This is a genomic window from Bradyrhizobium erythrophlei (assembly GCF_900129505.1).
In the GTDB taxonomy this organism is placed as follows: Bacteria; Pseudomonadota; Alphaproteobacteria; order Rhizobiales; family Xanthobacteraceae; genus Bradyrhizobium; species Bradyrhizobium erythrophlei_D.
Map to the genome: position 1 here is coordinate 7,722,120 of NZ_LT670818.1, position 20,401 is coordinate 7,742,520.

Annotated in this window: 20 protein-coding genes; 8 read left to right on the forward strand and 12 right to left on the reverse strand. The window is 62.2% G+C overall.

Going from position 1 to position 20,401, the window contains the following annotated elements; all coding sequences use genetic code 11:
• Window positions 1-321: 321 nt before the first annotated feature.
• The gene (locus B5525_RS36195) at window positions 322-2,367 is read left to right on the forward strand and encodes a TadE/TadG family type IV pilus assembly protein (RefSeq protein WP_244567705.1); all 2,046 of its coding nucleotides are present in this window, start codon (window positions 322-324) and stop codon (window positions 2,365-2,367) included.
• A gap of 93 nt (window positions 2,368-2,460) precedes the next feature.
• Here the strand turns inward: B5525_RS36195 and B5525_RS36200 are convergent, their stop codons facing one another.
• A complete protein-coding gene (locus tag B5525_RS36200; protein ID WP_079570721.1) occupies window positions 2,461-2,802 on the reverse strand; it encodes a phasin family protein in 342 nt (113 codons plus the stop codon).
• Window positions 2,803-3,201: 399 nt separating this feature from the next.
• Between B5525_RS36200 and B5525_RS36205 the strand changes: the two genes are divergently transcribed.
• Window positions 3,202-5,049, forward strand: a complete 1,848-nt coding sequence (locus B5525_RS36205) for a D-alanyl-D-alanine carboxypeptidase (RefSeq protein WP_079570722.1) — start codon at window positions 3,202-3,204, stop codon at window positions 5,047-5,049.
• A 296-nt stretch (window positions 5,050-5,345) separates the two neighbouring features.
• On the opposite strand, the gene B5525_RS36210 is transcribed toward B5525_RS36205, so the two are convergent.
• The gene (locus tag B5525_RS36210) at window positions 5,346-6,071 is read right to left on the reverse strand and encodes a DnaJ domain-containing protein (protein WP_079570724.1); all 726 of its coding nucleotides are present in this window, start codon (window positions 6,069-6,071) and stop codon (window positions 5,346-5,348) included.
• A gap of 147 nt (window positions 6,072-6,218) precedes the next feature.
• Here B5525_RS36210 and B5525_RS36215 point away from each other — a divergent pair, with 147 nt between their 5' ends.
• Together B5525_RS36215 and B5525_RS48065 are read left to right on the forward strand one after the other, a co-directional pair.
• Window positions 6,219-6,620 (forward strand): DUF302 domain-containing protein, encoded by a 402-nt coding sequence (locus tag B5525_RS36215; protein ID WP_079574268.1) that lies wholly within the window; start codon window positions 6,219-6,221, stop codon window positions 6,618-6,620.
• Window positions 6,621-6,725: 105 nt separating this feature from the next.
• Window positions 6,726-7,043 carry a hypothetical protein gene (locus B5525_RS48065; protein WP_079574269.1) on the forward strand — a complete coding sequence of 106 codons (318 nt, stop codon included), beginning with the start codon at window positions 6,726-6,728 and terminating at the stop codon, window positions 7,041-7,043.
• Here the strand turns inward: B5525_RS48065 and B5525_RS36225 are convergent.
• The 3 genes from B5525_RS36225 to B5525_RS36235 all read right to left on the reverse strand — a co-directional run bounded on the left by B5525_RS36225 (window position 6,959) and on the right by B5525_RS36235 (window position 9,991).
• On the reverse strand, window positions 6,959-7,723 hold the full coding sequence (locus B5525_RS36225; protein WP_079570725.1) for a hypothetical protein: 765 nt from the start codon (window positions 7,721-7,723) through the stop codon (window positions 6,959-6,961). The two genes, B5525_RS48065 and B5525_RS36225, sit on opposite strands and share 85 nt — an antisense overlap.
• Before the next feature lie 131 nt (window positions 7,724-7,854).
• Window positions 7,855-8,739, reverse strand: a complete 885-nt coding sequence (locus B5525_RS36230; RefSeq protein WP_079570727.1) for an alpha/beta fold hydrolase — start codon at window positions 8,737-8,739, stop codon at window positions 7,855-7,857.
• Window positions 8,740-9,067: 328 nt separating this feature from the next.
• The gene (locus B5525_RS36235) at window positions 9,068-9,991 is read right to left on the reverse strand and encodes a division plane positioning ATPase MipZ (protein ID WP_079570729.1); all 924 of its coding nucleotides are present in this window, start codon (window positions 9,989-9,991) and stop codon (window positions 9,068-9,070) included.
• A gap of 262 nt (window positions 9,992-10,253) precedes the next feature.
• Between B5525_RS36235 and panC the strand changes: the two genes are divergently transcribed.
• Entirely contained in the window at window positions 10,254-11,105 is an 852-nt protein-coding gene (panC, locus tag B5525_RS36240) for a pantoate--beta-alanine ligase (RefSeq protein ID WP_079570730.1), read from the forward strand.
• Window positions 11,106-11,345: 240 nt separating this feature from the next.
• Here panC and B5525_RS36245 read toward each other — a convergent pair whose 3' ends face one another.
• A complete protein-coding gene (locus tag B5525_RS36245) occupies window positions 11,346-11,879 on the reverse strand; it encodes an REP-associated tyrosine transposase (RefSeq protein WP_079570732.1) in 534 nt (177 codons plus the stop codon).
• A 378-nt stretch (window positions 11,880-12,257) separates the two neighbouring features.
• Here B5525_RS36245 and B5525_RS36250 point away from each other — a divergent pair, with 378 nt between their 5' ends.
• Window positions 12,258-12,878, forward strand: a complete 621-nt coding sequence (locus tag B5525_RS36250) for a hypothetical protein (RefSeq protein ID WP_079570733.1) — start codon at window positions 12,258-12,260, stop codon at window positions 12,876-12,878.
• 1,035 nt (window positions 12,879-13,913) lie between these two features.
• Here the strand turns inward: B5525_RS36250 and B5525_RS36260 are convergent.
• From B5525_RS36260 to B5525_RS36285, 5 genes are all read right to left on the reverse strand, one after another.
• Window positions 13,914-14,351, reverse strand: a complete 438-nt coding sequence (locus B5525_RS36260; protein WP_079570736.1) for a DUF1489 family protein — start codon at window positions 14,349-14,351, stop codon at window positions 13,914-13,916.
• 89 nt (window positions 14,352-14,440) lie between these two features.
• Window positions 14,441-15,430, reverse strand: coding sequence for a hypothetical protein (locus B5525_RS36265; protein WP_079570738.1), 990 nt, complete (start codon window positions 15,428-15,430; stop codon window positions 14,441-14,443).
• A gap of 150 nt (window positions 15,431-15,580) precedes the next feature.
• A complete protein-coding gene (locus tag B5525_RS36270; RefSeq protein WP_154073658.1) occupies window positions 15,581-15,784 on the reverse strand; it encodes a hypothetical protein in 204 nt (67 codons plus the stop codon).
• Between the two features lie 211 nt (window positions 15,785-15,995).
• Window positions 15,996-16,364 carry a YidB family protein gene (locus B5525_RS36275; protein WP_079570739.1) on the reverse strand — a complete coding sequence of 123 codons (369 nt, stop codon included), beginning with the start codon at window positions 16,362-16,364 and terminating at the stop codon, window positions 15,996-15,998.
• Window positions 16,365-16,797: 433 nt separating this feature from the next.
• On the reverse strand, window positions 16,798-17,454 hold the full coding sequence (locus B5525_RS36285) for a glutathione S-transferase family protein (protein ID WP_079570742.1): 657 nt from the start codon (window positions 17,452-17,454) through the stop codon (window positions 16,798-16,800).
• Window positions 17,455-17,585: 131 nt separating this feature from the next.
• On the opposite strand from B5525_RS36285, the gene B5525_RS36290 reads away from it, so the two are divergent.
• Window positions 17,586-18,263 carry a DUF599 domain-containing protein gene (locus B5525_RS36290; RefSeq protein ID WP_079570744.1) on the forward strand — a complete coding sequence of 226 codons (678 nt, stop codon included), beginning with the start codon at window positions 17,586-17,588 and terminating at the stop codon, window positions 18,261-18,263.
• A 243-nt stretch (window positions 18,264-18,506) separates the two neighbouring features.
• Window positions 18,507-19,325 carry a phytanoyl-CoA dioxygenase gene (locus B5525_RS36295; RefSeq protein ID WP_079570745.1) on the forward strand — a complete coding sequence of 273 codons (819 nt, stop codon included), beginning with the start codon at window positions 18,507-18,509 and terminating at the stop codon, window positions 19,323-19,325.
• Window positions 19,326-19,398: 73 nt separating this feature from the next.
• Here the strand turns inward: B5525_RS36295 and B5525_RS36300 are convergent, their stop codons facing one another.
• Window positions 19,399-20,259 (reverse strand): hypothetical protein, encoded by an 861-nt coding sequence (locus tag B5525_RS36300; RefSeq protein WP_079570747.1) that lies wholly within the window; start codon window positions 20,257-20,259, stop codon window positions 19,399-19,401.
• Window positions 20,260-20,401 lie beyond the last annotated feature (142 nt).

Below are 20,401 nucleotides of genomic sequence, written 5' to 3' on the forward strand. Positions count from 1 at the left end.
TCTGGAAGCTAATTGCAACATGGCACAGGCGTTCGAAATCCCCAGGGAAACCGGACAGCGGCCGGGCGATACGCTCCTCCCGGACCGCATCTTAACCAGTTCCCGGACACGCTTTTCCAGATCGCCGCTCCCGGCCGGCCCGACCCATCCGCTGCATCGATAACAACAATATGGGACTGCCTTCGGTTCGCCGCAAGCACGCAAATCTAGGTCCGATGCGACCTGCGCCGGGTCCGATTCCAAGTCCGGCGATCCCGCCAAGACTAATCAATCTTGCCGGGTTTGACAAAAAATGTCTGGGCCGTTTAGCCGCCGTTGACCATGCCGGCCGTATTTGGCGGCCGGTTCGGCCCTTGTCCGGCTATTGACCCGTATTTCTCTGGTCCGATTTACCAGCCGTTTAGTGGCGACACCCGAAATGGCCGCAGAAACCAGAATTCGGGGGCTGTTATGGCCGGTACATTCATTTTCCGTCGTATTATTGGAGCGGCACGCCGCTTCGCCAGGGCCGATCAGGGCAATATCGCGGTGATCTTCGCCATCGCCTGCGTGCCCCTGATCACATTCGTGGGCGCCGCGGTCGATTACAGCCGGCTCAGTGACGCGCGCTCCTCGATGCAGTCTGCCCTCGATTCGACGGCGCTGATGGTGTCGAAGGATCTGACATCCGGCGTGATCACGACCTCCGAAATCAGTACGTCCGCCCAAAACTATTTCACCGCGCTTTACGCCGGCAAAGGCGCCACAGCGAATCCGATCAGCGCGACTTACACGCCGGGCAGCGGCAGCACGACCTCGACGGTCCTGATCAGCGGAAGCGGCAGCATCACGACCGACTTCATGAGGATAGCCGGCTTCCCGACCCTCCCCTTCAACGGCAGTTCGACGGCGACCTGGGGCAACGTGAAAATGCGCGTTGCGCTGGCGCTCGACAACACGGGATCGATGTCCCAGAACGGCAAGATCACCGCGCTGAGAAACGCCGTCGCCGGAAGCGGCGGTCTGATCGACCAGCTCAGCGCGCTCGCCAAGACTCCGGGCGATGTCTATATTTCCGTCGTTCCCTTCGCCAAGGACGTCAACCTTGGCGCCAGCAACTACACCGCGAGCTGGATCGACTGGACCGACTGGCTGAATCCGCCGAACGTTCAGCCCAACAACGGAACCAACGGGCACTACCAGGCAACGCTCCCGATGAACTGGCATGCCGTGGGACCAGGTGCAAATTGCCCGTTCACCACCGGCAGCGGCGGCTTTACCTGCACCCAGGGCCCTACCAGCACTTCAAACGCTCCGACGATTCCAGCGAGCGGCACCTATTCAGGCTACATTTGCCCCAGCGTCGATGCCAACTCCCACACGCGCTACAATGGCTGCTGGGACAGTGAGCCAGTCGGGCCTGGAGTCTTCTGTTCGGGATCCAGTTCCTGCAGTTGTCCCGTCAATTCCTCAAATTGCGGCTGCAGTGGCAGCGGCACCAGCAAGTCGTGCTCCGTCTCTGCTCCGGGCAACCTTTACGTCCACAACTGGACGCAGCCCAGCTATGGCGACACGATACATAATCTGACCCAGCCTCGGGTTGGCAAAGTTGGTACTTTGGGAACTGACGACGTCCCCGTTGGTTTTACCGGAAATAAATGGACTCCCACCAATTCCACACCCACGGTCCAGAACGTCTGGCTCGCGCCGTCCACCAACCCCATCAGCACCTGGACGGGCTGCATCACCGACCGCACGCAGCCCTACGACACGACAGGCGACATCACCACGCCGTTTCCGGCCAATCAGTATTATGAAAACAGCACGGCTTACTGCAGCAGCAGCGCCTCGACACCGCTGGAGCCAGTCATGCCCCTGAGCTACAACTGGACCGCGCTGAAGACCGCCGTCAATGCGATGCAGCCGACCGGTGGCACCAATCAGGTGGTGGGACTGGCCTGGGCGTGGCAGACCCTGATCCCAAGCAGTCCCGTGCCCGCGCCGGCGGAGGACGCCAACACCACCTACAACCGGGTCATCATCATCCTGTCCGACGGTCTGAATACCGAGGATCGCTGGCCGGTCAATGGCAACGGCAGCACTCAAAACACTGGCTCCGGCAACACCCAATTCCCCGGCTTGATTGACTACCGCCAGAAGCTCCTGTGCGACAATCTGAAGAACGCCACGGACTCCAAGGGCAACCCGATGTACACGATCTACACCATCCAGGTGGACACCAGCACGCCCGCCGACCCGACCTCGACGATTCTGCAATACTGCGCAAGCAGCCCGGACAAGTTCTACATGCTGACGAGTTCCAGCCAGATTGTCACCACGTTCAACGCGATCGGGACCGCGCTCAGCAAGCTTCGCGTCGCGCAATAATCGTTCGCTCCAACAAATCATAAGAAAAAGCCCGGCCATTCGGCCGGGCTTTTGATTTTCGAAGATCGCATTGCGATCAGAGGACGCAAATGATCAGGCGGCCGCCGCCGGCGTGAACTTCGCGACCAGGCCTTCGAGCGGCTTGTAGGTCGTCTTGGCGAGATCGGTGTAGAGACCCGCGATCTTCTGCGACTCGGCGATGAAGGTCTCATAAGCGGATTTTGCGAATTCGGTCTGCACTTCGAGCGCCTTGTCGAGTGACTTCACGCCCGACAGCTTCTCGACGAACGACTTGGTATCTTCAAACGACTTCTTGGTGTAGTCGCCATAGGCGCTGGCGATGGCCTGGAGGCCGTTCTGGACGCTAGCCGCAGAGGCCACGACCGTATCGAGATGCTCTTTGCCGTACTGCTGAATGTCTTCAACTTTGATCATGATCGAGAGTCCTTCCCAGACTGGTGTTCAATCTGCCGGGAGGTCCCGGCTCCCTTGACACTGCCTCAATATAGTGCAGCGCACAAAAAAGTCAAGAATCTTTGTGCGACGCACAAATGCATCGCATTAGCAGCGAATCCCGGGGGTTTGCGCAAGGGATAATTAATCTTTTGGAAACTCGGGCGCCCTAACCTGATTCCCGGGCTTGTCCGGATCCGGACAGGCAACCGGAAAAACGTTTTCGCACAGTCTCTTAGCTGGAATGGCGGCTCCGACCGCGGTGCGGTGGGAAAAACCCGCCTCAATCGAGTGGTTCGAGCAGGGAAACGGCGCCGGCGGTCGGGCATAATTTGGCCTCACGAACCGGGGAACTAGACAGAAATTGGGACGGGGAAGTTCATGCTTCGCACAACCTTCGGCTCCTCGCGTGTTTTGCGGGTTTGCGTCTTCGGGCTGGTCACGGTCTCCACAGCGGTCCTCTTCACAAGCGACAACGCCGAAGCGCGGCACACCCGGCACCATCACTACGCCCACGCCCGCCACCACGAGGAAGCACGCGAGAGCTACAGCCCTCAATTCTCCTCCATCATCGTCGACGGAAATTCCGGCGCCACGCTTTCCGCCAACAATCCCGACGCCGGCCGTCATCCGGCTTCGCTGACCAAGATCATGACGCTCTATCTGCTGTTCGAGCGCCTCGACGCCGGCAAGATGAAGCTCGACACCGAAATGGAGGTTTCCGAACATGCTTCCGAGCAAGCTCCGACCAAGCTCGGGCTGCGTCCGGGTCAAACCATCCGCGTCGAGGACGCCATCAAGGGACTGGTGACGCGCTCCGCCAATGACGCGGCCGTCGTGATCGCGGAAGCCATCGGCGGCAGTGAAGACGATTTCGCCAGGCTGATGACGCGCAAGGCGCGCGCGCTCGGAATGAGCCGCACCACCTACCGCAACGCCTCGGGCCTGCCCAACGACGAACAGATAACGACGGCGCGCGATCAATCGACGCTGGGCCGCGCCATCCAGGACCGCTTTCCGCGCTACTACCGCTACTTCTCGACGATGGCGTTCAATTATCACGGCCAGTCGATCCGCAATCACAACCATCTCCTGGGCAATGTCGAAGGCGTGGACGGCATCAAGACCGGCTACACAAGGGCCTCCGGGTTCAATCTCGTAACCTCGATGCACCGCGGCAACCGCTTCCTGGTCGGCGTCGTCCTGGGAGGCCGCAGCGGCGGCTCGCGCGACGCCATCATGCGCAACCTGCTCGCTGAAAATCTCGAAAAGGCCGCCAACAAGCGCACCGTTGCCGCGATCACCGAGCGCAACGGGTCCGACGCCAATACCGAAATTGCGCGGGCCGATGACGATTCGGAGCCCGCACCGGCAGTTCAGGCCCCGGCTGCGGTTCAGGTCGCCTCCGCTGCGACTGAACCGGTCGCAGCACCGGCGGCCCGTTCGGCCGGATCGGCCAGCCGATCGATTTTCGCCGCCGCCACCGCGGCCGTTCCGCCAACCAAGACCGAGCCCGCGCCCCTGACCAATGGGGTGCTCCAGGCCCAGGCGCTCGCCGCCATTCCCGGCTCGTCCGAACCGATGAAGCCGGTCAAGGTCAAGACCGTCCAGATCAAGGCCGGACAGTTCAAACTGGCCTCCGCCGCGCCGTCCCAGCCGGCCACCCCCATCACCAGCGCCATCCCGGCGGCTCGCCCGGAAGTGCCGGAGACCTCGAGCGCAGTCGTCGCCAGGGCGGAAAATAAGGCCGAAACGGCCAGGGTTGAAAGCGGCAGGACCGAGGTCGCAAAGCCCGAAATGCCGCCGCAGCCGGCCGGCCACGGCACCGGCAATGGTCTGCTCGGCGTGCTTCCGGCTTCGAGCCTTCCTGCCGCTTCTACCCCCTCTTCCTCCTCGCAGGCTTTGGCCTATGCTGATCCCGCCCCCCGCTCGCAGCCGCAGGCGGTCCAGCAAAACAGCGCCGTCAAGCCGGTCGCGGTCCACACCGGCTGGATCGTCCAGGTCGGCGCGCTCGAGAGCGAAGGCGAAGCGTTGCAGCGCATTGATGCGGCCCGCAATCAGGCCCATGGCCTGCTTGCGAAGGCCGATCCGTTTACCGAGCCGGTCGTCGCCAAGGGTGACAAGAAGCTGTACCGGGCCCGCTTCGCCGGCCTCGACCGCGATCAGGCCGAAGCCGTGTGCAAGACGCTGAAGCATTCCGACATTTCCTGCATCACCGTCCGCAACTGATCCCCACGGGTTAACAAATCGTAGCGCGGGGCGCGTTTGCGCCTTGCTCACCCTTCCGCGCCCGTCGCAGCGACGCGGCGTTTGTGACCGGATGCGCCGGCGCGAACCGCGGCGGCAGGCCTGCGCCCGCATCGATCATGCGACAACCTCGCCGCTGCAAACTTCTCGTCAAGATTTAGCGGTTAATACTGCGACATGAGAGATCGACCACGCCGGACAACGGTGGGCGGGAACGGGCGTCAACCGGAGCGAAGAACAGAAGTGACCGGTCGTGGCGTTGGTAGCGTTGTCCGGAGTTAAGTGTGATGCGTACGAAGCAAAGTATCCTTGGCCTCGTTTACACGGGCCGCGAGGTACGTCGACCCCCCCTGATCGGGATGCAGTTTCTTCATGAGCGCGCGGTGCGCCCGGCCGATCTCGTCACGCCCCGCCCCCGGCTGCAGGCCAAGGATCTGGTAGGCCTCCTCGTTCGTCATTTTGCCGCTCGACGCCGTGCGGCTCTGCCCCCCTGCCGCATTTCCCTGCGCGTCCTGACGCCAGGCGGGAAACCTGCGGTCCAGATAGCTTTCAAGTAACGCCACGCTCTCGGCGTCGAAGCCGGCGATCATCGCCGTCAGCTGCGACAGGTCGTATTCCTCAAGCCTGTGGCCGGCATAGGGGCCCGCCACGATCTGGCCTGTGAGTTCGCCGCTGTCGTGATCGAGCGTCATGTCGAGATATTGCGAGCGGACCTGCGAGCTCTGTCCCGCCGACCGCTTTGAGCCGCCGAATATCCCGCCGATATTTCCGAAACCCGACACTCCGAACGGGGTCCAACCAAGCAGACCCGCACCGAAAATGCCGATCGGGATGGCTACGGCGAGTTCGCCCCTGATGCCGGTGAAGGCGGCGACCGCGAGCGCCAGCACGCCGCCGCCGATCTTGACGGCGCGCGCGAGCACGACGGGGTTAGCCGCCCGAAACATCTGCAGCAGTGAATAAAGAAGAATGACGGCGACGACGCCGGCGATCAGGGTTGGCATCCGCCCAATATAGGCGCATCGGCGGCAAAAAGCATGGCGGTCGTGCTTACCCAAAAGCACGACGTTCGCAAAAAGCCCCGTTGGCCTCGGCCACGCGATCTTATTATTGTTCATTCCGACCCCAGCCGGATGGCGATGGAGCACGCGATGGCGACGCCGGGATTGACCACGATACGGAGCAGCTTCGGGCCGCAGGATACGATGAACCGGCTGGAGACCGCGGTGAAGGCCAAGGGCATGACGGTGTTTGCCCGGATCGATCATGCCGCGGGTGCGACAACGGTTGGACTGCCGCTGCGGCCGACCGAGGTCCTGATCTTTGGCAATGCCAGGGGCGGCACGCCGCTGATGCAATCCATTCAGACGATCGGCATCGACCTGCCGCTGAAAGCGCTGGTTTGGCAGGATGCCGCCGGCGACACTTGGCTTTCCTACAACGACCCCGATTGGCTCGCGAAACGACATGGACTGAGCAGGGAGACCGAGACGGCGGTCGGTACGCTGGCCGGCGCGCTGGCGGCGCTGGCGAAGGCGGCAACGACCGGATAGCCCGATGACTTCGCGCTTTCAAGCCGCCGATCATTCCCGCCGCCTTCTCCGGCATCGTGCTGGGGCTGGCCTCTGGCGGATGCCGCGGTGGTCGGCGAAGCGCTGATGGCGCTCGCGGCCATCGTCTGGGCGCTGTTGTTGCTTCTTTTCATCCTGCGATGGGTGTTTTCGCGCGAAGAATCCCTCGGCGAAGCGCATCATCCGGTACAATGCTACTTCATCGGTCTTGCCGGCGTCTCGACCATGCTGATCGCGCTGGCCGCGCTGCCCCATTCGAGGCTCGTGGCCGAGAGGCGCCCCCGCAACCCGTCCCCGCCTGACGATAGCGGGAGGCGAAATCACCTCATCTGGCCGAGCAATTTGGCGGCTCCGCTAGCGCTCTTCGACAGCTGCCGCAACGCCTCGCGTCCTCCGGCGGCATAGGCCGCGGCTGCGCGCAACAGCTCGCGAAGCTGCGCCGCAGCGCCAGGATCGAATCTGCACCACGCGCCGCCGGTGAGGCGCGCGATTTCCCGGAACGCGTGCTCGGCAACGGCGTCGTGACCTTCCTGAAACATGAACACCGGCACCTTGAGCAGCCCGAGCTCGCCGGCCTTGGCGCAGAGATCGTCGACCTTCTCCTCCATGGCGTCGCCAACGAAGACCACCGCGCGCACGGCCGAGGCGACTGCCTCACGCCGCGCTTCCGACAGGACCTTGCCGATCTGGGTATTGCCGCCGCGGCAATCGATCCTGCCCATCAGCTTCGCCAGCTGCGCACTGTCGGAGATCCAGCCCGTGGCGCGGCACTCGTTGAGGCCGCGATAATAGACCAGGCGGATATCGAGGCTGCCGATAGCCGCCGCCTCCCGAAACATGTCGGCCTGCAGCGCGCAGGCCATGTCCCATGTCGGCTGCCGGCTCATGGTGGCATCGAGTGCAAACACGAGACGGCCCCGCGCACCCGGGGCATGCGGCGACATCGCTTTGGCCTTGGCGACGAAGGCGGCGATGTCTTCCGAAGCCGACTTAGCTTCCGGCAACGAGCCGGCCTTGCCGGATTCGGCCTTTTGCGCCGAGGAAATCTCGGTCGCCGGTTTCGGCTGGGTCGGTTCGCGGGACATCGGCGCTCGCAGATTACAGCAAGCTCTATGTGGGCCGCGATCAGGCCGTGGTCAATGCGCGGGAATATTGCCCGTCAGGCTTGAATAGAGAATCCACGCGCGGATCGAAGGGTCGAACGCCTCGGCCTGCGTCAGTTCTGCAGCGGCGCGGCCGGTGTGGTCGGCGGCGCGACCGGTACAAACGGCGCAACCGGCCCGGCGTCGGTCATCAGCGGCGACGTCTTCGACGTGACCGGCTTGAGCGGGCTGTCGTCCTCGAGGAACTTGTCGAGCATGCCCTGGATCGATTCCTTAGCGGTATCGGGACCGGTATCGCGCATGTCGTTGTGCTGGAATTCGGTACGGACGACTGTAATACCGGCCTTCTCACATATCTCCTCTGTCGGGATCACGCCGGGGTCGGTCTTGAACTGCGGATCCTTGGAACGGAAGGTCAGGATCTTGAACCGGCCGTCCGTCATAAACGGCACCCGCAAATTGTCGAGGGTAACGACCTTCTTGACCAGTTCGGGATGCAGCTTGGCGAAATACATCGAGATATCTGCGCCGGCGGAATGTCCCACCACCGTGAGATGCTCGTAATCCGCGTTCGGTTGCACCTTCTGCATTTCCCCGACGGCAAAGCGGATGTTGGCGACGCCGCGCAAGTATTGCGGCTGACGGCCGACATAGAGCTCGCCGACTTTCGTCACCATCGGCGGATCGGTCGGCAGATCATGCTGGATGCTGATCGAGATGTAGCCGCGCGCGGCGAACACGTTGGCCAGGAAGGAGTACTCGGTGAACTTGACGGTATTGCCGTGATTGAGGATCGCCACCGGTAGCGTGATCATGCCGGCGTTCGCCTGCATTTCCTTGTCGCGCCGGATGGCGACGTCGACCTGGACCGGACGGTTGTTGCGCGACGCGTCGTAGAACGTCAGCGTTTCGTGGCGAATCGCCCATTTGCTGATGGTGAAATATCCGACCGTCACCAGAACGGTCAGCGAAAGCAGAATGGCAATTCCACGTTTCATGTTCTTCCCCGGTGCACCAACTTTAGAGTCCATTTCCGTCGCCCGGGACTCTGCGGCCCCTTACTCACTAATATACGTCACGGCGACGTGACAGGAAGGCTAAATTTTGTGAATAAATCGCCTCTTCATTGTGCGGTGCATGATTTTGTGCAGCCGCACGGCCTGAGCACGCCTGCCTTGTCAAACGCGGCAAATGAAAGGCGGTTCAGATTTTCGGTAAAGTCCAGCTAAAAATCGGTCGCAAAAGCCGGCCCGGTACCATTCGATGCCATCCAAACCGCCAAAAACGGCCCCGGGGCTCGATCGACAGTAATACCTTACCGCAACCCTAGGCGCCGAGGATGTCGTGGAGTTCGAGCGGTTTGTCGACCTGGCTGAACCACTCGGCCCGGTTGGCGGCGCGGCGGCGGCCGCGCTCGTCGAGCGGCAGTTTCAGCTGGCGCAGGAGGCTGGTGACCTCCTCACGTGCGGTGACATGGCCGAGACTCGGGCGAGTGCCGAGCGTCGCTTCGTCGAGGTCGTCAAGCGCGGTCAGTCCGCGCGGAAAGAATTCGCGATAGACCACCCGTTCGGCGAAACCATCGATGGAACGGAACCCGAGCCGCAGCGCCAGATCGTTGAGGCTGTCGGCCACCAGCTGCTTGTTGCGGGATCCCAACATCGAGAGCCGGTTGCGCACCACGATCCAGTCGGTCGAGGCACCGTCGAGCTGGCGGCGCTTGCGTCGCGTGTCGCGCACCATCTCCGCGTAATGGCTCTCGCCGGTCACCGAATAGGTTGCGGGATCGACAGTTCCCAGCACGTCGAAATCGAGGAAGCTGTCATTGATCGGCGTGACCAGGGTATCGGCCATCGAATGCGCCAGCCGCATCAGGTAGCTGTCCGACCCCGGCGTATCGATGACGATGAAGTCGAAGCTGCGCTCGACCACGCTGACGGCGTCCATGAATTGCTGGAACTCGGAATTTTCATTGTCGGCGATCTGCATGGTCTCGCCGAGCCTGATGCAGCGATGCACGGGGATTTCGAGATCGAGGCCGGTACGGCGCGCCCAGGCGCCGCGATTGCTGATGTAACGGGTGAAGCTTTGCTGGCGGCAATCGAGGTCGATGGTGGCGACGCGCTGGCCGGCTTTCATCAAGGCAACGGCAATGTGCAGGGCGGTGGTGGATTTCCCCGAGCCGCCCTTCTCGTTTCCCAGCACAACGACGTGTGCCGAGCCCGACTGCCCCTGACTGGTTTGCACTAACATGTGATTTGGTCCCTGAACGCATCTTCAAATTGCGCGCGAGCCCAGTCAAGATAAATGCGCGATACGACACCGTCTTCTTTGAACGTCTGCCTTTAATCATGAATCGCACGGGCTCTTCACGCTCTCCGCGAACGGATATGCGATCGACGGAAGTCGAATCATGCGTGTCGGCTTGGCGGGCCGGCATCGGACTTGATAAGGTCCGCTTTCCCGCCATCAGGTCAGGGCCGACTGCCTCCTTGCCTCCAGAGATCGAGCCCAGATGTCGCGAAGTCCGATGATCGTCCGCACGGTCCCTGCACTGCGTCGCGCCGTCGACGGCCTTCGCGCCAAAAAAGCCACTATCGCGCTGGTGCCAACCATGGGAGCCCTGCACGACGGCCATGTGTCGCTGGTCCGGCTGGCGAAACGGCGCGCCACAAGGGTGGTCGTGTCGATCTTCGTCAACCCAACCCAGTTCGCGCCCTCGGAGGATTTTGGTTCCTACCCCCGAACCTGGAAGGCCGACGTCGCCAGGCTCGCCGCTGAGGATGTCGACCTGATCTGGAACCCCGGCGTCAAGACGATGTACCCGGACGGCTTTGCCACCCGAATCGTGCCCGAAGGACCCGCCATCGTGGGTCTGGAAGATCGTTTCCGGCCGCATTTCTTCGGCGGCGTCGCGACTGTCGTCGGCAAGCTCTTCACGCAAGTCCACCCCGATTTCGCGATCTTCGGCGAAAAGGATTTCCAGCAGCTGCGGGTGGTGACGCGAATGGCTGGAGATCTCGACCTCGGCGTCAAGGTGATCGGCTCACGCACCGTGCGCGAGCGCGACGGCCTCGCGATGTCGTCGCGCAACGTCTATCTGTCGCCGGAAGAACGCCGCATCGCGCCGGTGCTGTACCGCGCCATGAAGGAAGGCGCCGGGCGCCTGCGGGCCGGCGACGACCTGGAGGCCGCGATGGCCGGCGGCGCCGAGCTGATCACCAGCGCCGGATTCGCGCTCGACTATTTCGAGGCCCGCCATGCCCAGACGCTGGCGCCGATATCGTCTGTTAAGGACGGCCCGATCCGAATCCTGGTCGCGGCCAGGCTCGGCAAGACCCGGCTGATCGACAATGTCGGGGTTTAAAGCAGCCCGTAGCCCGCAGGATGGGCGGAGTGCAGCGACACCCATCACGCGATGGAGCCGCGGGCCAGGATTGGCCGTATTGGTCGTTCCATCGTTTGGTGAAACTCGGAATCTATCCTGAGGATTTGGCAGGGATGGCGGGGATTCTGGCGAGCGGCCGTAGTAGAATTGCGGTGACAACCCGTAGCTCGTAGGGCGGATATTAGCCGCAGGCGTAATCCGCCGAATGCGGCCGCACCATCATCGTCGCTCGCCGAAATCGTCCTTCGTTTCAACGTCGCCGCCCCAGTCGAGCGGAAACAATCCCGCGCGCACATCGCGATGAAACGAGGAATGCGGCCAATCGCGCACGCGCGTGACGAGCCCGTGCTGGAACGGATTGATATAACAATATTCGACGTGGCGCGCATAATCGGCCTCGTCGCGGATCAGATGCTCCCAGAAACGGCGCTGCCAGATTCCGCGCTCGTTGCGCGCGAGGCGAACGGCGCTGCGGCGCTCCTGTTTCGGCAGCGCTTTCGCGAACCGGGTCTTGATCAGCCGCCAGCGTGTGGAAAAATCGCAATCGCCGGGAGGCAGTTTCCAGATCGCGTGCAGATGATCGGGCAGAACGACGATTGCGTCGATCGCAAAGTCATGGCTCGCGTGCGTCGCCGCCACCGCCTCACGCAAGGTCGCGATGTGGTCGACCAGCAGGGTTTGCCGCCGCTCCAACAGGTTGACCGTGAAAAACCAGCACCCGCCTGGAACGAACGCGCGACGATAATTCGACATGACGCGCAGGATAGCAGATGATGCGTTGGTGTTTGAATGGACGAAACGGCGGATTACGCTACGCTAATCCGCCCTACGGGCTGTTGGGCCGGGAAGCGGCCCCGTATATGGCACAGCCGTACACTCCGCATTTCAAGCCGAAGTCGATGCTTTGGGGAGCTCGAATCTGGCTGCGGAGCAGTCGTATCTCAACGGTGAGCTTGTCCCTTACGGGACGAAAGGTTCGGTTCGTCTCGATGTCGTAGAAGGCCCTCTAAGCAATCCGACTGCGGTCTACGACCTGAAAACAGGCAGCGCCACCCTTACACCCTCTAGAATTCAGCAAATTCAATCACATCTTCCGGGCGGAAGTAACGTTCCTGCCTACGAGGTGCGTCCATGACGGTGAAAAACCTGCCCGCCTTGGAAAAGGCCCTTCTCGCAGAGCTTCCAGGATTTTCGATTGCCGGGAACCTTCTTCTTATGTCGCCCATGGAAAGAATTTTGCGCGCTATTTATTTTGAAAGTTCAAGTTACGATAAGTCGGCTTTCTCTGTGAGCGCGTTCGTCATGCCCCTATGTGTGCCGACGGAGCACCTATCTTTCAACTTTGGAAATCGTGTTCGCCACAAGGGGGGAGGAGATCGATGGACGATGTCCATGCCCAACCTGATGGCGGAGTTAGGCGCCGCCCTGAAGGAACAAGCGGTGCATTTTCTAGCTAAAGTCGATTCTCTGCTCGCCTTTGCGGACATGGCAACGGCATTTTCTGGAAATCTCCACACGCCGAAAGCTATGGCGTTTGCTCTGGCGCGAGCGGGGCAGGATCGCCGAGCGGTCTCTGTTCTTGACGAGCTCTTAGCCCAGGTTGATCCGAATATTGCTTGGCAACAGACGATCGCGAAGCAAGCCAATGCTTTGAAAACCGACCTCCTTGAGAGGCCAGTGGAAGCCCATCGCCAGCTTGAGGAATGGGAGATCGAGACCACGCGGAAATTGGGGTTGGAACAGTTCCTGTAGTCGCCTTGGAGCTTCCTGCACATTCAATCACGGTGACAGTGCTGGACTGCACCCCATGAATGAGACACGGTAATTTCTGTGACAGGGTTTGGACTGCACCCTTGGAACGAGACAGTGCCGCTCAATCGTCTCGCCGCGTCGAGTCAAATCAGTGGAATTACGGTGACAGTGCACTCAATTGACAGGATCGTCGACAATGCCATGACAATTAAGTGCACTGGACTGCACCCCGTAAGTGAGACACGGTAATTTCTGTGACAAGCTCATTCGCAGACATCCTGCCGGAGCCTCGGGCGCGTCACCCCGACCCGTTAGCTTCATCTAGGCATCGAGCCTCGCTCCGCGGATGCGCGCAAAATCTAATTTCCCAAGCCGGATCAAGCTGTTTCTACCTGTCCAGTCCCTTTCGAAAAAATATTCTGATTTTCCGAAATCGCAAATCAATCTATACCCGCAGCCGTCCACCCCACTCGAGGGGCGTATCGCGATCGTCACGGACGCGGGGCTGGATGCGGTGGCCGCAAGCGGCGCTTCTGACGAGAGCGCTTTGCTTGCGGACGGCAAAATCGTGTGGTCCTGACGCCTCGACGCCGGCGTCAAGTTCGTGAGAAACATGTTTCTCACGGGCGACGGTGACAAGAAAGCCCGATCGCCGGGGAGAGCGCGACATAAGCCGTAAAACCATTGCGTGCGGGGATGCCGGGTGATTTCCGGTGCGACCGCTGTGAATACTCGTGTGCATCTTCACTACCAATTCGCACACGAGGCTGCGGGTGCACTGGGCACCCGGCATTCCCCACGCCCTCTTTGGGGCGCGAGATTGGTCAACGCCTCGGGCGCATTGCGCGGCGAGAGGTTTGCGCATGTCCAGGTTTACGCATTTCCAGAGGCCGTCATTGCGAGCGCAGCGAAGCAATCCACCCTTTCTTTTTGTTGCCCGATGGATTGCTTCGCTGCGCTCGCAATGACGAATTAGCTTGCCTGGCTGTTTGAAAATTGAATCGGTATCGCATCCGCCAGCGCGTCAGAACGCGGCTAGAGCAGCCCGAGCTCGCGCAATTCGCGGCGCAACGGCTCCGGCATCGCGGCGACGCCGGCGCCCGCGGATTTGAGATCCGGCGGCGCGTCGCCGTCGGCAAAATAGCGCCAGCCCTGAAACGCCCGCATCGGCCGCGGCAGCACCGGGATCACCCTGGGCTGCATCACCAACCGGCATCGCCCGATCCCGTCGCGGTCGCGGAACGGCTCGATCCCGATGATCCTCTCCCGCGCTGCGATTTCGCCGCGGATCACCCAGTAGAGCGAGCCGCCGGCCAGCACCTCATCGACCCGCTTCGGCGTCATCCGGGTGATGTGGATATGATGCAGCGGCAGGCCCTTTTTCTTCGCGGTCTGCATGCGCTCCGCGACCCAGCCCTTGAGTTCCCTGACCGACTCGCAGCCGACGGCAAGCTTGATGAGATGAAGTGGCATGGAGCGAGGTTTAGAGCATGCTCCGAAAAGTGAAAACCGGTTTTCCCCGGTTTCCCGAGAAGATCATGCCCGGACAGGATGAGACTGCATCAATCGTTCGACGCCGCCGGCGCCGGCGCGCCGGGAGGGGGCTCAAGCTGGACCGGCGCAGCCGTATGGGCCGCAGGCGGGCGCTTGGGTGCAGCCTCCTTTTTCTTGGCCGCGGCCATCGCGGCGCCGGCGGTCGCCGGCGGACGCGGTGACGGAGACACCGACGGCGCATTCCCAGCCGGCGGAGGTGCCGGCGGGCGCGACGACGCGATCGGCTCCGGCGTCATGATGCTGACCGGCGGGGTCGAAGCAGCCGAGGGAAAATCGGCATTGGTGGGCTTGCCCGTCGGCATCGTCGGCGCAAGCGTGGCAACCGGCCCCGGCGCAGGCATATTCCACTGCGGCGCGTAACGCGCGATCAGGCCGTCATAGACCCGATCCTCCATGTTGGCGACGATCTGGCGACTGTCGGTCAGCGACCGGAACACCCTGCAATTCGACGGCGTACAATGATCGCGCACGATCAGTACGCGCGCCATCAGACCATAGCGGTCGCGCTCCACCGCGGCCCGCAGCGTCTCGAGCTCGGGTGTCATGGCCGCATTGGCGGCGGCAACGTCGCCGAACGCGGTCAGCCGCGAGACCTGGGAAGCCGCATAAGATACCGCCGCGGCGGTCGTTTCGCCAGAACCGAACAATGCTTTCTCGCACGCCGCCAGCACGACATCGCCGGCGAGATCGTCGATACACGACAGCGCCGGGAGCGCCGCGTTCATCGGCCGGGAGAATCGAGCCATTTCGGCAGAACCCGGCCGACCCGCGGGACCGAACTCGCGAAGGGTCGCGGCCACGGCGACGCCGACAGCCAGCAGTGTAATCACCGTCAGCGCGCCGTTGGCGACGGATTTTTCGGCGCGCACCAGCGTGATCAGCAAAATGATCCCAAAAAATCCCGCGGCGGCCAAAGTCAGCCACATCGGGAAAGACTGCGAACGCCAGATTTGGTCGAGCGATATGGCGTCGAGCGATGTGGCCCAGGCCCAGTTCATGCGCGATGTCCCTCAACGCCGCATGGAACGCATTCCACGAACGCGAATGCCGATTCCTTCGCACTCACTATGCACAGAATGTTTCCGAGAACGGGGCCATATGACGGCGAGGCGAAATCGAACTTGCCTCTCCGGCCGCGTGTGACCGTTTCAGGAAACGTTGAGCTGGCTTTCCTTCGCCACCCGCTCGAATGCCTCGGTCGAGTTTTTGATCCGGTACTGGCAATCGTCGCCGTCGGTCGGAAGCAGGCGGATCACCTCATAGGTACCGCTCGCGGCTGGACGCGCCACATTGCTGGCAGTGAAATAGACGGTCTCACCAACGTTGTATTTGTGCTTCAACGCCCTCTCCATACGCAAAAAACGCCGGCCGCGCCTACGGTCCCGCTTGCTGCGGCCGACTGAAGAACCCGCGGCTATATAGCACGGGGCCAATCCCGTTGGCCAGTTACATCCGGACATAGCAAATACGCGGATTTTGCAGGTTTTTCAGTATGATAGTGCCGCTTCCGGGGGGATTCCGGGCAAATCCGACCTGCCGCCGTACGGAACCCGCCTTTGACCTTCAGGCCGTGTGCGGCAGCTTGCCGTCCGGGCTGGCGTGATCCACTGCAGTCGGCAGCTGCTGCGCCAGAACCTTGGCGAGCTGATCGACCGGGATATTGAACCGCGCGGCCAACTGCTTGACGGTGTCGCTGCCGAGCACCTGCTGCAATTGCTCGGCGGTGATCGGCAGATTTTGACCGTTTCCGATCCAGGATTTGACCTGATCGCCGAAGCCGGCCTGCTGCAGCTTGGCGACGATCGCGTTCAGTCCGCCCTGGCTGCCATTGCCGAGCACTTCGCTCAACACCACCGGGACCACAGCGGCCTCAAGCTGGCCGAGCGCGCCCCTGAACGCCGGTGAGTTTTCCAGTGAATCGAGAATGCCCATGCCCAAATCCTTTCGCTGAACGCGCCGGCGCCGGTTCCCGATTCAGGACCTTTTGCGCGGCTCGGTCAAGCCGCGAATCCGTGACTGCTTCGACCTCTGCGCGCCTACAGCCCCTCGCCGCAGTTCAGCTCGGCGTTTCGACGTCGGGCGCCCGGGGACTTTGGTCCGGTGGCGGGCTTGTCTCGTCAACTTGCGATTTGAGGTTCGCTGCCTTTTCGACCAGCACCGCGGCTAGCTTCGCATTCGTGGTTGAGTTGGCGAATTTGAGGAGCGTCGTCGCCTGACGCGCGAAATATTGTCTGCCAATCACGATATTCCCCCACGGGTTACCCTGCGAGGTACATCACGCCTGACGCGCGGAATTGTTCCGCTTGTTGGACAAAAGTGAACAGGGCCGGTTCCACGGGAACCCGCTCAGGGTTCCGCTTCCCCCTCACACATTTTCGAATCGTTCGATCACAAGCGATTCGGCCAGCCCCGCGCGCGTCCACTCCTGGAAGGCCGGCAACGCCATCATCGTTTCCATATATGTCCGCGCCTCGCCCGCCACCGGAATCGCATAGGTGCGAAAACGGTGGACCACCGGGGCGAACATGGCGTCGGCGGCGCCGAATTGGCCGAACAGGAACGGCCCGAATTTTCCGTAGCGGTCGCGGCATTCATTCCAGATCTGCTGGATGCGGGCGACGTTGGCGCACGCATCCGCCGACAGCGCGATGGCGCGGACCGGCCGGTGCAGGTTCATGCCGCATTCGTTGCGCAGCGCCACGAAGCCCGAATGCATCTCCGCCGAAATAGAGCGCGCATGGGCACGCGACGCGCGGTCTTCGGGCCATAGCCGTGCTTGCGGAAACCGCTCGGCGACATATTCGATGATGGAAAGCGAATCCCAGATCGTGACGTCGCCGTCGATCAGCGTCGGCACCTTGCCCGAATGGGTGAAATCCAGAATGCGCTGCTTGTCCGCCTCGCCGGTATAGAGCGGGATGAAGATTTCCTCGAAAGCAATGCCGCTGGCGCGCAGCGCCAGCCACGGCCGCATCGACCAGGACGAATAGTTCTTGTTGCCGATCACGAGCTTCAAGGCCATGCGGGAATCCTCTGTTGCGGGTCATCTTGCCACGCGGCGCGGCGCGCATTCAACCCACTCGATTCGCAACCCGATGCCGGTTGCCGCGATTCAGCGCGCGTGGCAGCATTCGCTTTCACGGGGGATGCGTAATGGGCTCGTATTGGGTCGATATTCTGGCGGTCGGCTTCTTCGCCGTTGAATGGACGGTGTATGCCGTCACGCTCGAACACAGCGCCTATGGACGCGACAGCCTGTCCTCCCGCATGCATGCCTACCGCGAGACCTGGATCCGGCGCCTGCTCGATCGCGAGAGCCGCATGGTCGACATGCAGATCATGGGCTCGCTGCAGAACGGCACGGCATTCTTCGCCTCCACCAGCCTGATCGCGGTCGGCGGCGCGCTGGCCCTGCTGCGATCGAGCAATGAGGCCTTCGCCGTGTTCGCCGCGATGCCGATCGATCTTTCCCCCTCGCCGGCGCTGTGGGAGATCAAATGCCTCGGGCTCACGGTGATCTTCATCTACGCGTTTTTCAAATTCGCCTGGTCGTACCGGCTGTTCAACTACGTCGCCATCCTGCTCGGGGCGATGCCGCCGGCGCAGCAACGCGACACGCCCGAGGCGGAAGCGCACGTCATCCGCACCACAAGGCTGTTCGAAACCGCAGGGCGGCACTTCAACCGCGGCCAGCGCGCGTTCTTCTTTGCACTCGGCTATCTCGGCTGGTTCGTCAGCCCCTGGGTGCTGTTCGTATCGACGGCGGCGGTCGTGATTGTGACCTGGCGCCGGCAATTCGCATCGAACGCCTGGCGGGCGATGGGAAGTTAGGTTCGCCCCTCCAACCGGTGCATTGATCGCTCGAAGTGACTGCGCTAAACTTTCGCCACCATGACGATGATCCGCAATATCGCTTCGGTCTTCTTCCTCACCCGCTAATGGCATTGCCCGCTTCGAGCGGGAGGATGCTAGCGCGCCTGCTGCCCATTGGCAGTGACGGGGTTCGACCGGATGAGCCTCCCCGACCTCTCCGCGCGAGGGTGACTGTGGCTGGCCTGACGATATGAGGATTTCATGCCTTCGGATGCATATGAACCGGTGCGCGCGCTCAGCGAAGCACAACTGGAGCAATTTATTCAAGACGGGTTTGTTCGGATTGACCGCGCCTTCCCGCGGGAGCTTGCCGAGCAAGGTCGCGCGATCATGTGGCGCGATATTCCGTTTGATCCTCACGACTCAACGACATGGACCAGACCGGTGATCCGGCTGCCCAGCTATGCACAGCAACCGTTCAGGAAAGCGGCGAACACTCATGCTCTCCACGCCGCCTTCGATCAGCTCGTCGGCAAAGGCCGCTGGCGCCCGCGCGACAGCTTGGGCACCTTCCCGGTACGTTTCCCTCATGCCGACGACCCCGGCGACGCCGGCTGGCATGTCGATGTCAGCTTTCCCGGCGACGGTTGCGATCCGGACGAGCGGCATGATTTCTCACGCTGGCGAGTGAACATAACTTCGCGCGGCCGCGCCCTGCTCATGCTGTTTCTGTTCTCCGGCGTGACCGAGCTGGACGCCCCGACCAAAATACGCGTCGGGTCACACTTTGATATGGCGAGATCTCTGGCGCCCGCCGGCGAGGCAGGCATGTCGCAGTTGGTGCTCGATCGCATGGGGGCAGACCGGCCGGAGGCCCTGGCGACAGGAGAAGCCGGCACGGTCTATTTGTGTCATCCCTTCCTTGTTCATGCTGCCCAGATGCATCGCGGTTCGACACCGCGGTTCTTGGCGCAACCCCCGCTCCATCCGGCCGAGCCATTCCAGCTCGACCGCAAGGACGGCAACTATTCACCGGTCGAGATTGCGATCCGGCGCGCCCTGCAGGAAAGCCGAAGTTGACCAAGCGACCTGACGCCGGCCGTACCGGAACTTCCGATCCGGGCGGTATCGCTTCCACGAACCGAGTCGATCGTCAGCCGCCCCCAAAATCCTGCGGCGTGAAGGTCAGGTCGAGCACCTTCCATTCGCCGTAGCGGTCGACCGGCAACATGGCGTAGGGCTGACAAGCCCGCAGGGCATCAATCGCGCTTTGCCGCAGATCGAGGCCCTTCAGATTGCCGCTGCCCTCGATCACGGCGGGCTCGGCGGCGAGTTTGCCCGCGGTCGTCATGAACACCCGCAGCCTGATCATGACGTTGTCCGATGGCGCGATCGAGGGCGGCAATTTGGAGCATGTTTTCAGATGACGTCGAAACTGGCCGATCAGACTGGAATCGAGATCGGCTTTCTTTGACGCCTGCGCATCGAAATCGTCAGGCTTGCCTCTGACCGACTCCACGGGAATATCGAGCGGCAGGCCCAGCAGCACGCCATACTTGACGGAAAGATCGGGCTGCGGAGGCGCATAGGCCGGCGTCGGCGATGGCGCCGGTTGCTGCGGCTGGGACTGGGCGGCGGGCGGTTGCGGGGCTGAAGACGGAGGCGTCGGCGCCGCCTGCTGTTTCGGCCGTGCGGCCGGCTGCGGGGCCGCGGGCGGCGATGAAGCTGCGGGGGCCGGAGCAGCCGCAGGCGCCGGTGGCGCTTCCGCCTTTGAAGGCAGGCCGACCGGGTCGGGAGGCTGTGCCTTCGGTTCCTCTTTGGGTAGTTCGGGCGGCTCCTCCTTCCGAGGGTCCGGCGGGGCTTCGGCCGACGAAACGATATCGACCGTGATCGGCTCGGCCGTGACCGAACCGAACCGATGCACCTCGGTAAAGAACAGCACCAGCATCAGGGCCAGCAGATGAGCGGCCGCCGATGCCGTAATGCCCGCGCGCAGAAACCGACCTGGGTTCATCGTCCTTGTTCAAATCTTCGATGCCGCCAAAAGCACCCTGGAGCGCATTCTCTGCAAGAAAGTGCTCTTCGACGGTAACTTGCGCGTGTTCTGTTCGCAGAACCGGCCTTCACGTTCGCGGAATACACGCTTGCGGCGAGCA

Excerpts from the sequence above, each read along its gene's own strand:
- B5525_RS36195 (WP_244567705.1), top strand. The coding sequence starts at position 322 with ATGCCGGCCGTATTTGGCGGCCGGTTCGGCCCTTGTCCGGCTATTGAC.
- B5525_RS36200 (WP_079570721.1), bottom strand. The coding sequence starts at position 2,802 with ATGATCAAAGTTGAAGACATTCAGCAGTACGGCAAAGAGCATCTCGAT.
- B5525_RS36205 (WP_079570722.1), top strand. The coding sequence starts at position 3,202 with ATGCTTCGCACAACCTTCGGCTCCTCGCGTGTTTTGCGGGTTTGCGTC.
- B5525_RS36210 (WP_079570724.1), bottom strand. The coding sequence starts at position 6,071 with ATGCCAACCCTGATCGCCGGCGTCGTCGCCGTCATTCTTCTTTATTCA.
- B5525_RS36215 (WP_079574268.1), top strand. The coding sequence starts at position 6,219 with ATGGCGACGCCGGGATTGACCACGATACGGAGCAGCTTCGGGCCGCAG.
- B5525_RS48065 (WP_079574269.1), top strand. The coding sequence starts at position 6,726 with ATGGCGCTCGCGGCCATCGTCTGGGCGCTGTTGTTGCTTCTTTTCATC.
- B5525_RS36225 (WP_079570725.1), bottom strand. The coding sequence starts at position 7,723 with ATGTCCCGCGAACCGACCCAGCCGAAACCGGCGACCGAGATTTCCTCG.
- B5525_RS36230 (WP_079570727.1), bottom strand. The coding sequence starts at position 8,739 with ATGAAACGTGGAATTGCCATTCTGCTTTCGCTGACCGTTCTGGTGACG.
- B5525_RS36235 (WP_079570729.1), bottom strand. The coding sequence starts at position 9,991 with ATGTTAGTGCAAACCAGTCAGGGGCAGTCGGGCTCGGCACACGTCGTT.
- panC (WP_079570730.1), top strand. The coding sequence starts at position 10,254 with ATGTCGCGAAGTCCGATGATCGTCCGCACGGTCCCTGCACTGCGTCGC.
- B5525_RS36245 (WP_079570732.1), bottom strand. The coding sequence starts at position 11,879 with ATGTCGAATTATCGTCGCGCGTTCGTTCCAGGCGGGTGCTGGTTTTTC.
- B5525_RS36250 (WP_079570733.1), top strand. The coding sequence starts at position 12,258 with ATGACGGTGAAAAACCTGCCCGCCTTGGAAAAGGCCCTTCTCGCAGAG.
- B5525_RS36260 (WP_079570736.1), bottom strand. The coding sequence starts at position 14,351 with ATGCCACTTCATCTCATCAAGCTTGCCGTCGGCTGCGAGTCGGTCAGG.
- B5525_RS36265 (WP_079570738.1), bottom strand. The coding sequence starts at position 15,430 with ATGAACTGGGCCTGGGCCACATCGCTCGACGCCATATCGCTCGACCAA.
- B5525_RS36270 (WP_154073658.1), bottom strand. The coding sequence starts at position 15,784 with ATGGAGAGGGCGTTGAAGCACAAATACAACGTTGGTGAGACCGTCTAT.
- B5525_RS36275 (WP_079570739.1), bottom strand. The coding sequence starts at position 16,364 with ATGGGCATTCTCGATTCACTGGAAAACTCACCGGCGTTCAGGGGCGCG.
- B5525_RS36285 (WP_079570742.1), bottom strand. The coding sequence starts at position 17,454 with ATGGCCTTGAAGCTCGTGATCGGCAACAAGAACTATTCGTCCTGGTCG.
- B5525_RS36290 (WP_079570744.1), top strand. The coding sequence starts at position 17,586 with ATGGGCTCGTATTGGGTCGATATTCTGGCGGTCGGCTTCTTCGCCGTT.
- B5525_RS36295 (WP_079570745.1), top strand. The coding sequence starts at position 18,507 with ATGCCTTCGGATGCATATGAACCGGTGCGCGCGCTCAGCGAAGCACAA.
- B5525_RS36300 (WP_079570747.1), bottom strand. The coding sequence starts at position 20,259 with ATGAACCCAGGTCGGTTTCTGCGCGCGGGCATTACGGCATCGGCGGCC.